Source organism: Coprococcus sp. OM06-34AC (genome assembly GCF_003462545.1).
GTDB lineage: Bacteria > Bacillota > Clostridia > Lachnospirales > Lachnospiraceae > Coprococcus > Coprococcus aceti.
In genome coordinates this window covers 424275-439241 of sequence record NZ_QTZF01000001.1, presented here as the reverse complement: position 1 = coordinate 439241, position 14967 = coordinate 424275, and the positions used below count along the sequence as shown (strand labels likewise).

14 protein-coding genes are annotated in these 14967 nt (G+C 44.2%); 13 read left to right on the top strand and 1 reads right to left on the bottom strand.

Features of this window, described 5'->3' with window-relative positions; genetic code table 11:
* Position 1: 1 nt before the first annotated feature.
* The 5 genes from DXB91_RS01915 to DXB91_RS01895 are packed head-to-tail and all read left to right on the top strand — an operon-like array spanning position 2 to position 4424.
* Entirely contained in the window at positions 2–1666 is a 1665-nt protein-coding gene (locus DXB91_RS01915; protein ID WP_022217240.1) for a ribonuclease J, read from the top strand.
* Between the two features lie 12 nt (positions 1667–1678).
* The gene (locus DXB91_RS01910) at positions 1679–2026 is read left to right on the top strand and encodes a YlbF family regulator (RefSeq protein WP_015533125.1); all 348 of its coding nucleotides are present in this window, start codon (positions 1679–1681) and stop codon (positions 2024–2026) included.
* 45 nt (positions 2027–2071) lie between these two features.
* Positions 2072–2509: an endolytic transglycosylase MltG gene (locus DXB91_RS01905; protein WP_117548738.1), complete on the top strand. Its 438-nt coding sequence runs from the start codon at positions 2072–2074 to the stop codon at positions 2507–2509.
* 18 nt (positions 2510–2527) lie between these two features.
* On the top strand, positions 2528–3169 hold the full coding sequence (locus DXB91_RS01900) for an O-methyltransferase (RefSeq protein WP_117548739.1): 642 nt from the start codon (positions 2528–2530) through the stop codon (positions 3167–3169).
* A gap of 25 nt (positions 3170–3194) precedes the next feature.
* The gene (locus DXB91_RS01895) at positions 3195–4424 is read left to right on the top strand and encodes a peptidase U32 family protein (RefSeq protein ID WP_117549407.1); all 1230 of its coding nucleotides are present in this window, start codon (positions 3195–3197) and stop codon (positions 4422–4424) included.
* Positions 4425–4443: 19 nt separating this feature from the next.
* On the opposite strand, the gene sigK is transcribed toward DXB91_RS01895, so the two are convergent.
* The gene (gene sigK, locus DXB91_RS01890; RefSeq protein ID WP_117548740.1) at positions 4444–5064 is read right to left on the bottom strand and encodes an RNA polymerase sporulation sigma factor SigK; all 621 of its coding nucleotides are present in this window, start codon (positions 5062–5064) and stop codon (positions 4444–4446) included.
* Positions 5065–5348: 284 nt separating this feature from the next.
* Here sigK and DXB91_RS01885 point away from each other — a divergent pair, with 284 nt between their 5' ends.
* The 8 genes from DXB91_RS01885 to DXB91_RS01850 all read left to right on the top strand — a co-directional run bounded on the left by DXB91_RS01885 (position 5349) and on the right by DXB91_RS01850 (position 14966).
* Positions 5349–7091, top strand: a complete 1743-nt coding sequence (locus DXB91_RS01885; RefSeq protein WP_015533121.1) for a GspE/PulE family protein — start codon at positions 5349–5351, stop codon at positions 7089–7091.
* A gap of 74 nt (positions 7092–7165) precedes the next feature.
* A complete protein-coding gene (locus DXB91_RS01880; protein WP_117548741.1) occupies positions 7166–8227 on the top strand; it encodes a type IV pilus twitching motility protein PilT in 1062 nt (353 codons plus the stop codon).
* 220 nt (positions 8228–8447) lie between these two features.
* The gene (locus DXB91_RS01875; protein WP_055144038.1) at positions 8448–9656 is read left to right on the top strand and encodes a type II secretion system F family protein; all 1209 of its coding nucleotides are present in this window, start codon (positions 8448–8450) and stop codon (positions 9654–9656) included.
* A 17-nt stretch (positions 9657–9673) separates the two neighbouring features.
* A complete protein-coding gene (locus DXB91_RS01870; protein WP_055144040.1) occupies positions 9674–10090 on the top strand; it encodes a type II secretion system protein in 417 nt (138 codons plus the stop codon).
* Positions 10091–10235: 145 nt separating this feature from the next.
* Entirely contained in the window at positions 10236–10661 is a 426-nt protein-coding gene (locus DXB91_RS01865) for a type II secretion system protein (RefSeq protein ID WP_118016680.1), read from the top strand.
* Between the two features lie 560 nt (positions 10662–11221).
* Entirely contained in the window at positions 11222–12835 is a 1614-nt protein-coding gene (gene pilM / locus DXB91_RS01860) for a type IV pilus assembly protein PilM (protein WP_117548742.1), read from the top strand.
* A 12-nt stretch (positions 12836–12847) separates the two neighbouring features.
* Entirely contained in the window at positions 12848–13612 is a 765-nt protein-coding gene (locus DXB91_RS01855; protein ID WP_117548743.1) for a hypothetical protein, read from the top strand.
* Positions 13613–13643: 31 nt separating this feature from the next.
* The gene (locus tag DXB91_RS01850; protein WP_055223930.1) at positions 13644–14966 is read left to right on the top strand and encodes a prepilin-type N-terminal cleavage/methylation domain-containing protein; all 1323 of its coding nucleotides are present in this window, start codon (positions 13644–13646) and stop codon (positions 14964–14966) included.
* Position 14967 lies beyond the last annotated feature (1 nt).

The window sequence follows — 14967 nt, the reverse complement described above, 5'->3', positions numbered from 1 at the left end:
ATTGAATAAGAATAATAAAGAGACAGTGAAGATCATTCCTTTGGGCGGTCTGGAACAGATTGGAATGAATATCACTGCGATAGAGTATGAGGACTCTATCATAGTCATTGACTGCGGACTGGCATTCCCTGAGGACGACATGTTAGGAATCGATCTGGTAATTCCTGATGTCACCTATCTCAAGGAAAACGCGGACAAGGTCAGGGGACTCGTGGTTACCCATGGACATGAGGATCACATAGGAGCCATACCGTACATTGAGAAAGAATTAAACATGCCGATCTATGCGACCAAGCTGACCATGGGTCTTATAGAGAACAAACTGAAGGAACACAACCTTATGAACAACACCAGAAGAAAGGTTGTAAAGTATGGTCAGAATATAAATCTTGGGGCATTCAGAGTGGAATTCATCAGAACAAACCACTCCATAGCAGATTCGGCGGCCCTTGCCATATACACACCGGCCGGACTTATTGTCCACACCGGAGATTTCAAGATAGACTACACACCGGTATTTGGTGGAACCATAGATCTTCAGAGATTTGCTGAGCTCGGCAAGAAGGGGGTGCTTGCACTCATGGCTGACTCGACAAATGCTGAGAAGGAGGGCTTCACACAGTCAGAGAAGACAGTGGGAAGAACATTTGACAACCTGTTCAACGACAACAAGGATCACAGGATCATCATAGCGACATTTGCATCCAACGTTGACAGAGTACAGCAGATCATCAATTCAGCTTACAAGTATGGCAGAAAGGCTGTCATAGAGGGACGAAGCATGGTGAACATCATCACCACGGCGTCCGAGCTTGGATATATCAACATACCGGATAACACACTCATAGATATAAGCGAGATGAAGAACTACCCGGATGAGAAGGTTGTTCTCATCACCACGGGAAGTCAGGGAGAGAACATGGCTGCGCTGTCACGTATAGCTGCATCCATACACAATAAAGTAGCCATAAAGCCTGGTGATGTGGTCATTTTCAGCTCACATCCTATACCGGGAAATGAAAAGGCGGTATTCAAGGTTATAAATGAGCTCGAGGCGAAGGGTGCACACGTTATATTTGAGGATACACACGTATCCGGCCATGCCTGCCGTGAGGAGCTCAAGCTTATATATGCGCTCACAAGACCGAAATATGCAATACCTGTCCACGGTGAGTATAGACACCTCAAGAGACATGCAGAGCTTGCAGTTGAGATGGGAATCCCTAAGGAGAATGTCAAGATCATGACCACAGGCGATGTTCTTGAGATCGGTGAGGAGAAGTTCGACGTTGTCGGCAAGGTTCCTGCACAGGGAGTATTTGTGGATGGACTTGGAGTTGGAGATGTTGGAAATATCGTCCTCAGAGACAGACAGCTTCTGTCACAGAATGGCCTCATAATCATAGTTGTGACCCTGGACAGATACAGCAACCAGCTTGTTGCAGGGCCGGATATAGTGTCAAGAGGCTTCGTGTACGTCAGGGAGTCTGAGACACTTATGGAAGACTGCAGGATCACATGTCAGGAGGCTCTCGACAGATGCCTGAGCCGCGGCGTGACAGACTGGGGTAAGATCAAATCCGTGATAAAGGATGACATGGGAGAGTTCCTCTGGAAGAGGACAAAGAGAAGCCCTATGATCCTTCCTATAATCACAGAGGTGTAGAAGGGTGAGAAAATGACAGATACATTGGAACTTAGCAGACAATTGAATGCGTGCATCAAGGATTCTGATGTCTACAAGAATTATCAGTATTGCAAGGATAAACTTAGACAGAAACCAGAAAAACTTCAGCAGCTCATGGAATTTCGTAAGAAAAATTATGAAATACAGAATAACGAAATGCTTGACAATCCATATGATGAAGTTAATAATCTATTCATGGAATATGACTCCATAGTCCATGATACTATAGTCAATGACTTTATCAGGGCGGAGCAGAAGCTGGTGAGAATGATGAAGCTTGTATATGAACAGATAGCGGACGATCTTGATTTCGATATCATAGATGAGGACGCCCGGTGATTCGCGCTGGCTGAGATGTATTTGTGAACAAGGAGAATAACGATTATGGCTTTAGATAGTGCTAGAAGTATGAAGAAGATTCTGAGATTCCTTTTTGGACTATTCATCAATGTATGTATTTTATTTATATTGGTAAAGGCTTTCTCATACTCGTATGATTTTGCGTATCAGGTGTTTGCCACAAGGGCTGCGGATCCGGGCAGCAACCGGAAGGCAACTATACAGATAACTCAGGACGAGCCGCTTCTTGACGTGGCGGATTCCCTTAAGACGGCGGAGGTCATCAAGGACAAATACGCTTTTATTCTGAAGGTCAGAATAGGCGGATATGCAGATGATATCCAGCCTGGTACATATCAGATAGCACCGAGCGATACAAATCAGGAGATAATAGAGATCATAACGGGAAATGGCAAGAGTTCCTCGGGGGATAGCAGCGGAGACGACAGCGATGACTCCTCCAGCGAGGACAGTGCCGAGTAATAGACAGAGAGGATAATTATGGTATGTGATGAAAGACTTGCGTCATTTATCAATTCCTTCAATACAGACTACGATGAGGTTGTGACCTCGATCAGAAGAGAGGCAGAAGAGAACAGGGTACCTATCATAAGACGAGAGGCTGGAGAGTTCATCAAGATGTTGATTCTTATGAACAGGCCGAAGAAGATTCTTGAGATAGGTTCAGCCATTGGCTTTTCTGCCATTTTTATGAGTAGATTTCTGGATGATGACGCACATATAACAACTATAGAGAATTATCAGCCGAGAATAGAAGAGGCGAAGAAGAATATAGTCAGAGCCGGGGCTTCAGACAAGATTACTCTGCTTGAGGGCGATGCACTGGAGATATTACCAGAGATGACAGAAAGCTATGACATGGTGTTCATGGATGCAGCTAAGGGTCAGTATGGCAATTTTTTCACGGAGGCTATACGGCTGCTTGCTCCAAAGGGGGTATTGCTCTGCGACAACGTGCTTCAGGACGGAGATGTCCTTGAGAGCAGATTTGCAGTTACCAGAAGAAACAGAACGATACATTCAAGGATGAGAGAATACCTGTACGAGCTCACCCACAATGAACATTTGGAGACGGCCATACTCAATATAGGGGATGGAATGAGCCTCAGTATCAGGAAATAAACGAAAAATGGTTGGAGGAAACGATATGAGAGATAAGAAACCGGAGCTTCTTGTCCCGGCGGGCGGACTGGACACGCTCAAGGTGGCCGTGGACTATGGAGCTGACGCAGTGTATATAGGCGGACAGGCATTTGGCCTCAGAGCGAAAGCAGACAACTTTTCCATAGAAGAGATGAAACAGGGCGTGGAATATGCCCATGCACATAATGCCAAGGTGTATGTGACAGCTAATATATTTGCACACAACTATGATCTGGATGGAATAAGAGCTTATTTTGGCGAGCTGAAAGATACAGGTGTGGACGCTGTTCTTGTATCCGATCCGGGCGTGTTTACCATAGCTCGGGAGACTATGCCGGATATGGAATTACACATAAGCACACAGGCCAACAACACGAACTACATGACATACAAGTTCTGGTATGACCACGGCATAAAGCGGGTTGTGTCTGCCAGAGAACTGTCCCTTGCGGAGATATCACAGATAAGAGCAAACATACCGGACGATATGGAGATAGAGTCATTTATCCATGGCGCTATGTGCATATCATATTCAGGAAGATGCCTTCTCAGCAACTACTTCACAGGCAGGGATGCGAATCATGGTGCGTGCACCCATCCGTGCAGATGGAAGTATTCCATCGTCGAGGAGACCAGACCGGGAGAGTATATGACTGTCAACGAGGACGACAGAGGAACATATATATTTAACTCCAAGGATCTGTGCATGATAGAGTACATCCCGGAGATGATGGAAGCCGGAATAGACAGTTTCAAGATAGAGGGGCGTATGAAGACTGCTCTGTATGTGGCGACCGTTGCCAGAACCTACAGAAAAGCCATAGATGATTATATGGAGTCAGAAGAGAAGTACAGAGCAAACATGGAATACTACAAGAGAGAGATAGCCAAATGCACATACAGGCAGTTCACAACGGGATTTTATTTCGGGAAGACAGACTCAGAATCACAGATATATGATAATAACACATATGTAAAAAACTATACGTATATTGGAACTGTGAGAGAGGTTACCCCGGATGGCTGTGTATGCTTTGAGCAGAAGAATAAGTTTCTGGTGGGAGAGAAGCTTGAAGCCATGGGCTTTGATGGAACAAATATAGAGTGCGAGGTTCAGGCGATATACGACGAGGAAGGAAACAGTATGGACTCCGCGCCGCATCCAAAGCAGAAATTGAGGGTGAAGCTTGATAAGGAGCTTGAGACCGGTATTATACTGAGAAGAAAAGAGTGATCATAAGGATGTCTGGATGTCAATCCAGGCATCCTCTTAATTTGCCAAGAGCTTTTTTCTCTATGCGCGATACATATGACCTGGAGATCCCGAGCAGCCTGGCTACCTCCTTTTGGGTGAGAGGTGACTGCCCGTCAAGACCGTAGCGCATACATATGATCTCCCTCTCCCTGGATGAGAGGAGCGATGATATGCAGGAGGGAAGCAGGCACAGGTGGTCGTCCTGTATCATTTTGTCCAGAACGTTGACGTTCTCCGAACCTATGATGTCAAGGATGACGATCTCGTTACCCTCTTTATCAGTGCCGATGGGATCGTAGATCGAGACCTCACGCGCCTTCTTCTTCTCGTGGCGGAGAGTCATGAGAAGCTCGTTTTCGATACATTTGGCGGCGTATCCTGACAGTTTGCAGCCTTTGTCGGGTCTGTAGCTGTCTATGGCTTTGATGAGACCTATCGTGCCTATGGACAGAAGATCCTCGGGATCCCTCACGGCGGAATTGTACTTTCTGGATATGTGGGCGACCAGACGGAGATTGTACTCTATCAGAATGCTGCGGGCAGCCTTGTCGCCGGACAGGCACAGCGCAATATATTTTTTCTCTTCTTCGGGAGTTAGTGGGTTTTTAAACGCTTCCATATATGAGCTGCTCCCGTAATTTGATTGTACTGGCTGTACATATGATGGACGGGCTATTTTACAATTAGTACAGTCAGCTTGCTTATATAATATGTTTATTGTGCAGAAATAGTGCCTATCCACCCTGTAAAAAAGCAAAAATCTGATAAAAGTGCAAAAAGATGTATCAAAATATGTACAAAATGTTTAAAATGTGAAAATACTGTGATATAATACGCTTTAGGTATTTGGATAATTCTGCCTGTGCGTAGAATTGCGAGAGACGTGAGGAGGGTATTTAGAGAATGCGATTAAGCGTGGGACGTAAGAAGATCAGAATTGGAGATGTCCTTGTAGCAGCGGGGGCTATCACGGAGGAACAGCTTCAGGAAGGACTTGCAAAGCAGAAGGAGACCGGCAGAAAGCTTGGTAACGCCCTGGTTGATCTGGGATTTATAAGTAACGACATGCTGATTACGGTACTTACAACCCAGTTGGGAATTGACTACATAGAGCTCAAGGGAGCTAAGATCGAGGAGAAGGTTATACACATGGTGCCTGAGAACATGGTCACCAAGTATCAGGCCATACCTATAGAGATAGATCCTGATAACCCGAACATCCTCAAGGTAGCCATGGCAGATCCAATGGATATCATGGCCATGGACGATATTGGTCTTGTGACAAATCTTCAGGTAGAGCCGATGCTCGCATCTGAGGAGGGAATCAGGAATGCCATAGACAAGTATTACGGAAGCGCTCAGGCTATGGAGGCTGCTGAGGCCTACAGACAGGAGCAGCAGAATGTGCTCGGCGGAGGCGACGAGGAAGAGGGCAACGAAGAAATCGATAATTCCCCTATCGTACTTCTGGTTAAGCAGATCATCGAAGGCGGAGTAAGACAGAGAGCGTCAGATATACATATAGAGGCTCTGGAGAATAGCGTCAGAGTCAGATACAGAATAGATGGTGCACTTAAGCAGGTTATGTCATACGACCTCAGCATACTGGCAGGTATCACAGCCCGTATCAAGATCATAGGCGGTATGGATATAGCAGAGAAGAGAAAACCACAGGATGGTCGTATCACCATCATGGTTGACAGAAGAGAGTTTGATGTCCGTGTTTCTATCCTTCCAACAGTTTTCGGAGAGAAGACGGTTATGAGACTTACATCCAAGGACGGTCTGACAAAACCGAAGAGTGCCCTTGGTTTCGATGCAGAGCAGGAGAAGGTTTTCGATAATATCCTCAGCAACCCACATGGTATCATCCTTGTAACGGGACCTACAGGATCAGGAAAATCAACTACACTGTACACATCACTCAGTGAGCTTAACACAGAGGATGTTAACATCATCACCGTTGAGGACCCTGTCGAGGCGAACATCAACGGTATCAATCAGGTGCAGGTTAATAACAAAGCGGACATGACTTTCGCGGCAGCCCTCAGATCTATCCTTCGTCAGGATCCGGATATCATCATGATAGGAGAGATCCGAGACGGTGAGACAGCAGGAATCGCCGTACAGGCCGCTATCACAGGACATTTGGTTGTATCGACACTGCATACTAACTCAGCGGCTTCGACCATCACCCGTCTTATCGATATGGGTATTGAGTCATACATCGCCGGTGATGCTGTTGTTGGAGTTATTGCACAGAGACTTGTGCGAAGACTTTGTACCACATGTAAGCAGCCAAGACTTGTGGAGGATGATGAGAGAGTTCAGCTCGGTGTTCCGGCTGACGAGGAGGATGTCATCATCTACGAGCCACAGGGATGCCCACTGTGTAACGACACAGGCTATTCAGGACGAATCGGTGTATACGAGATGATGCCTGTATCAAGAGAGCTTCAGGCTGTTATCGCTTCCGGAGCTACAGCGGATGTCATTGAGAAGCAGGCCCTCAAGGAAGGAATGCTCACACTGAAGATGGGAGCTGCCAAGCACGTTCTTGATGGTATCACATCCATAGCAGAGATGAACAAGATTGTTCACAGTACAGTGACCGTGGCCGAGGGAGTGGACATGGGAGAGCTGTAAGATATAAGAGATATATAATGAGATTATATATAAATTGTAATTATTAATGCAAAAGGGAAAGGAAGGGACAAGTTATGTTAGACATGAAGGAATTACTTGCCTTCTCTGTAGAAGCAAAGGCGTCAGATGTTCATATAGCTGTAGGTATACCACCTAAGCTCAGAATCAACGGTAAGCTCACCGAGGTTGAGGTTCCGGCACTGTCACCTGCTGATGCGGCAGAGGCAATTGGATCTACTATGAAGGATAGGCATAAGGCCATACTTCAGGACAGAGGAGAGGTCGATTTCTCATTCGACTCACCTGAGACCGGACGTTTCCGTGTCAATGTATTCATGGACAAAGGAAACATGGCAGCAGCGTACAGACGAGTTGAGACACAGATCCCAAGACCTGACCAGCTTGGTATTCCAAGGGAGGTTGTGGAGCTCTACAAGAGAAAAAGAGGTCTGGTTCTCGTAACAGGACCTACAGGTTCTGGTAAGTCGACCACACTTGCTTCTATTATAAATAAGGCGAATGAGAACCTTACGGATCATATCATCACACTGGAGGATCCTATAGAGTACATTCACCATCACAACAAGGCAATAGTTAACCAGCGAGAGGTTGGTATGGATACACTCAGCTATGCGAATGCACTCCGTGCAGCACTCCGTGAGGATCCTGATATCATCCTCGTAGGAGAGATGCGAGATCTTGAGACTATCTCCACAGCCATAACCGCTGCCGAGACAGGACACTTGGTATTCTCCACACTGCATACAATCGGTGCGGCATCAACCATCGATCGTATCATAGATATCTTCCCTACAAACCAGCAGCAGCAGGTAAGAGTTCAGCTCGCGATGGTTCTTGAGGGAGTTATCTCACAGTCACTTCTTCCTATAGCGAGCGGTAACGGACGAGTTGCAGCCTTCGAGGTAATGCTTGCGTCACCTGCTATACGAAGTCTGATACGAGAAGCCAAGACTCATCAGATCCAGTCAACTATCCAGACAAGCAGAGCCTTAGGTATGATCACTATGGACGATGCATTGTATGATCTGTATGCTTCAGGAACCGTCACAAGAGAGGTTGCCATGACATACGCACAGGATCAGCAGTACCTGAGAAAGAAGATCAACGGACAGTAAGATATATGGAATAATCGATTACCATATGGAAAAATGTGGTATAATGACCAAGTCACATTGTGCACATTGCCTAAAAAATAACGTGCAAATAATTAAATGTTGATTAAATCTGTGTGGTATAGTAAGATATTTTACATATAATTTATGTTGCATTATTGCGCTTTTAAAGTGCAGATACATGAAAACGTAAGAATATTAAGATTGGGTCGGAGGAGAGACAATGGCAGTATTTAATTACAAGGTTGTTGACAGAGATGGTAAGAATAAAAAAGGTACCATCGAGGCCCCTAACAGAGACGGTGCTGAGAAGAAGCTGAAGTCAGAAGGCTACTCGATCATGAGTCTGACGGAGCAGAGCAGCCCGCTCGGGGGTATAGGATTTAAGAAGAAGGTCAAGTCAAGAGACCTGGGTGTATTCTGTAAACAGTTCTCGGCGGTCATCAAGGCCGGTGTTACCATCATATCCGCACTGGAGCTGATGGGGGATCAGATTGAGAACAAGACACTGAGAAAGGCCATAGCAGATGCGCGTACATATGTAGAGAAAGGTGGAACTCTGGCGGATGCGCTCAGAGTTAACCCGGATGTATTCCCGCCTATCATGATCAACATGGTGTCGGCTGGTGAGATGTCTGGTAATCTTGAGATTTGCTTGGACAGACTGGTAGAGCATTTCGAGAAGGACAATGCATTGTCATCCAAGATCAAGGGTGCCATGACATATCCTATAGTAGTTCTCTGTGTTATGGTTATAGTTATCATAGTAGTGTTGGTAGCGGTTATACCAAACTTCTCAAGTATGTTTGAAGAGATGGGAACTCAGCTTCCACTCGCAACTCGTATGATGATGGCGGCGGCAGATTTCGTTATGTATAAGTGGTGGCTGCTCATAATCATAGTGGCAGCTATAGTGTTCGGTGTTAAGTTCTTCAAGAAGACACCGTTTGGCGAACAGCTCTTTGCGAACATAGGACTTAAGGCTCCAATATTCGGAAATCTGAATGTTAAGACAGCCTGTGCAAGATTTGCAAGAACCATGAGTACATTGATGGCGTCAGGTATATCGATGATAGATGCTGTTGAGCAGGTTGCAAAGATGATGGATAACAAGATTATCAGAGACGGCCTGATGGATGCTAAGGTTCAGGTGTCCAAGGGTGTACCGCTTTCAAAACCACTTAAGGATATGACGATGCTTCCACCGATGCTCTCAGCCATGACAAAGATTGGTGAGGAGACAGGAGATATAGAGGAGATGCTCAGCAAGGTTGCTGACTACTATGACGAAGAAGTTGAGGCGGCAACAAATGCGCTTACAGCAGCTATGGAACCTATGATTATGGTTCTTCTTGCAGGTGTTGTTGGCATGATAGTTGCAGCGGTATATGGACCTATCATGAGTATGTACGATGCTATGGATAATGTATAAACAAAAGAGGAAATTAGATGAATAGAAATAAAGGCTTTTCACTGGTGGAGCTTATCATAGTCATAGCTATCATGGCTATTCTCGCCGGAGCACTTGCACCGGCGCTCATAAAGTACATAGCAAAGTCAAGAAGATCGACCGATGTGTCGAACGCCCAGACTATAGCGACGGCAGTCGCCAATGCCTTATCGGTAGAGAAGGCATATGATGATGCCACACCTGGTGATTACCCGGTGAATACCGATGGCACACAGCTTGGCACATCGAATGCGTTCACATCAGAAGTCACAAGTCAGCTTGGGACAAGTACATTCAAGCCAAAGTATGACAAGGACAAGCAGTTCACTATCACAGTCAATAGTGATAAGGCTACATTCACCGTAAAGGTGGACAGCTCAGAGCTGTATCCGGATGTGTGTGATGCTTACAAGTAACATACGTCTGGTAGCTATTTGATATATCATGTATGACCTGCATGATAACTAAAAAGGTTAAACCCGGTAGAACGAGGATGCCGGTTTGATATAGTGCAAAGCACATAACAACACACAATAAACAACTAAAAAGGAGAGTAATATTATGAAGAAAAACAACAAAGGTTTCTCATTAGTAGAGTTAATTATCGTTATTGCTATCATGGCAATCCTTGCTGGAGCTCTTGCACCGGCACTTATCAAGTACATCGCTAAGTCAAGAAGATCAACAGATGTATCAAATGCACAGACAATCGCAACAGCAGTTACAAACGCACTTTCAGTAGAGACAGCTTACGATGCAGCAGAAGCTGGTGATTATACATTATCAACAACAAAGCCTGTTGCAGTAAATGGAACTGGCGCTGCATTTACAAGCGAGGTTGTATCACAGCTTGGTTCAGCTGCATACAAGCCAAAGTATGATAAGGATCAGTCATTTATGTTTACACTTAGCTCAGATAAGTCTACTTTCACTGTAACAGTTAATGGTTCAGAGCTTTACCCAGACGTATGTGCAGAATACAAGTAAGATTCTGACAGACTTGTGTAAACTTACGGATTGTTCATGAGAACATGATTGATGTTACATAAGTGTAGCACAGACGGTGATTATACCTGTTGCAACCTCGTACAGGCAGTGAGTGTGATCATCGTCAGGTGCTGACACATTATCTACTATTTATATTTATAGTAGCTGGGGATTTTCCCCGGTTGCTATATCTTTACACAGAGCTGAATATGAAGGAAAGAATGTTATATAGAGTGTTATATAGTCTGATCCTTTATACTCACTCTTTCTTTGCAGTCAGCGGTTTTTTGTATATGTGACATGTCACATAGCATGACTTATGGCGGCAACTGGCTTACCTAGGTAGAGCTGGTACTTATTTTTCAGTGAGTTTCTTCTATATAAAAGGGTCATTATGTGGATGAGATGAGCTATTAAAAGGGTGACAGAATGTTGACCTTTATCCGGAAAGCACTTATCCGGAACAATTATATGAATGGGGTGAACAGCGGTAAGCTGGTACTCAAAGCAATGTGGAATTTTCCATACAAAACTACTGATTAGCGAGGGAGGCTATAAAAATGGCGAGTAATAATAAAGTCTTAACAATCGACATTACAAATGAAAGTATTACTATCGTTGAAGTTACACCTTCAAACAAGAAGCAGTCAACGATACACAACGCTATCATCTTCGAGACACCGGAAGATGCCTATGAGGATGGCGTGATCAGAGACAAAGAGAGAATAGCAGAGGCGATCAAGTCTCAGCTCTCAGCAAATGGAATAACAAACAAGAACGCGATATTCGTTCTTACCTCTACAAAAATCGTTAACAGAGAGGTTCTTGTACCTTTCGTTAAGGAGAACAAAATTAAAGGAATTATTAATGCGAACTCATCAGAGTATTTCCCTGTTAATATAGAGGATTACGTAGTGTCTCATACAGTGCTTGAGACAGTTACTGATGAAGAGAATAACAAGCAGCTCAGAGTCCTTGCAGTCGCTGCACCAGAGAACATGGTAAGATCATACTATGATCTCGCAGCTATGGCTGGACTGAAAGTAGTAGCACTTGATTATATTGGTAATGCAATGCTTCAGTTGATCAAGACTCAGACAACAGAGGCAATGACAACTATGGTAATCCAGTTGGGCAGTGAATCAACAGTGCTCAACATCGTAAAAGGAGATACACTTCTCCTTCAGAGAACAGTTCCGTACGGTACCAATGTGGTAGTCAACGAAGTTATGGATGCGAAGGGCGTGGATGCAACTACAGCTATGACTCTTCTCCAGAACGAGAGACTCCTCACAGTTGATTTCGATGACAATGCTATAACAGGAGCATTCAGATATCTCATCAACAATATCGGCCGTGTGATGGACTTCTTCACATCAAAGAATCCTGATAAGCCTATTGATGATGTATTCCTCACAGGTGATGGAGCCCTTATCAAGGGAATCGATGGACTGTTCAAGGTTCAGCTCAATGTATCGACCAGAGTAATGGATACATTGTATAACATCAAATTTGACCCAAAGATTGATCTTAAGATTTATAATCCTGTATATCTCATGGTTCCTATCGGAGCTGCCTTTGACCCTATGGGCTTCGAGCTTGGTGAGACTGGCAGCAAGGGCGGTACAAGCAGTGTTGACACAACACCACTGGTTATAGCATTTATCATCATAGCAGTCATAGTTGCAGGTGGTGTTACAGCGTACTCGTTCATAGCTAAGAACAAGGCTCAGTCAAAGCTTGACCAGGTGAACAGAGATATTGATTCTATCAAGGATATAGAGCAGATCGTACAGGACTATGAGGATGCAGAGTCTGTATACATGGATGCTCAGAATATGTATAGCTACACAGAGAACCTCAATGAGAATGTTGGAACACTTATTGCGGAGCTTGAGGACAAGATGCCAAAGGGAATCAGTCTTACAGCGTTTGATTCATCTTCAACAGAGGTTAGTTTCACAGGTAACACGAAGTCGTACGAGGATATAGCTGCATTTGCAATAAACCTCAAGGATATAGAGTGCATAGACAATTCATTCGTTCAGTCTGTCACAGAGAATGTGGATAAGCAGAGCGGGGATACAACATACGACTTTACAGTTACATGTATCTACAAGGATGTAAATGCAGATGACACCGAGACTTCAACAGATGAAGTATCAGTTAATTAAGGAGGGACTATCATGGATTCAATCACAAAGGGTCAGAGAAATCTATTATTATTCATATTGGGAATTGCTATCTTAGTGCTTCCTATAAGATTCCTTGCCATGAGCAATTTTGATGACAAGAAGAGTATTGAAAGTCAGTACAACGAGAGACAGACATATTATAACAGCCTGCTTGAGAAGGATGCGAACAGACAGCAGTACATAGCTGACACTGAGAAGTACAAGGCAGACTATGAGGCTGTTCTTGCAGAATTTCCATCAGAGCTGTATCAGGATAACACAATCATGTATTTACAGGGTGTAAAGGATAAGTATAAGTTCAACTTCCCTACTGTAACAATGGGGGAGGAGACACTTTTCTATACACTTGGCGCAGGCGCTGTGGGCGACGTTACCGTTGCTGATAATTCAAGTGCTTCAACAGATGCAGCAGCATCTGACGTGACTATAGATGAGTCAGCAGCTACAGCATCAGGTTACAACTGCTATTCAGCATCATTCCCTGTCACATACGAGGGAGACTACAAGGATATCAAGGATGTCATCGACTACATCAAGAATGGTGATTACAGAATGACTCTTGACGATGTCACTATAGCATTCAACGAACAGACAGGAAAGTATGAGGGAGATATGACTATAACCTCATATGCAGTAAACGGTGATGACAGAACTACAGATCACGCAGATGTGAATGTACAGACAGGTACAAACAACATCTTTGGAAACCCAACAGTAAAGTCTACTACGACTACGACCACAACAACAGCCCAGTAGATGCATACACTTAAATGGAGTGAACAAATAAATGGTTAAATCAAACAATAAAGGATTTAGTTTAGTAGAGATTATAATCGCTGCTGCCATATTTGCCATTCTGATATATCCGATAACTAATGCATTGATCACAGCAACGAAGACAGGTACTACATCGACGAAGAAGCAGTATGCAGTCGAGAAGGCTGAGGAGATCATGGAGATCTTTAAGACCGCTGATCTGTCAGGAAATGTGAATATTCCTGATGGCAATGGAACAAAGACATATTCCTTTACAAAGGGAACACCATCGGGAAAGTCTATTACATTGCCGAATTCTAAAACGGCGGAATATTCGGACACAACCTATACCTGCAACGATGTATCCATAGGAAAATCTTATGAGACCTACACCTGTCAGGTGGATGTGAATGATGCGGCATATCAGGTCCTTAAGAATGGATATGTGCTTGCAGGTCTTGATGGTGGTGCGACATTCAAGAGCGATGAAAGTGGCGCCATACAGACTAATGCTACGGAATCGGGAACTATCAGAAATCTGGACAGCAAACAGTCAGCTATCATTATAGGTGCCACCTATAATGTAGCCGCAACAGGCAGCAATCTTGATAATCTCGCATATCAGTATTTCCTGGATGCGAAGCTTGACGTGCTGAGAAAGTATGATGTGCAGTACAACCATTATCTTTCCGGTGGTGGAACATTCGATGAGGATCATTTCCAGAAGAATACCAAGATCAAGATATCAAAGCTGGGATCCACATATACAGTTGAGTGTTATGTGGAATACACAGATTATACAACGGTCTCAGTTATCAGATCACAGTATGAGAGCTCAGGCAAAAATGTATACAAGCCTACAACCTTATATGGTGATGGAATAGTATACAAGCAGGAGTTTACGAATGGTCTGCCACCTGTGTATCTTCTCTATGTTCCGGCGATATACAATGGTTCATACTGTACGACAGATACCATAACGGTGGATAATTCAGGAATATCTGAGAAGGCGGATGTGTATGTATTCGAGACGACAGCAGAGCTCAGCGATACATACAAGAAGATCATACGTGAGCAGTTCAATGTGGCGAACGTTGATGATCTTACATATACGAATGCAGGAAAGAACACCAAGATGTCAGATGTCAAGGTGAGACTTAAGCTGGCAGCGGGAGCAAAGTCGTCAGATCTTAATGTATATGCCAACTTTGACTTTGACAATGTTAATTCTGACTATCCTGTAGCTCGTTTGACAGAGGATCAGAGTGACAGTGTATATATGTACGATATAACAGTTACTTTGACAGATAGTAAAGGAAACAAGACGACGGTTACTGGAACAAGGGGGAAGTAAC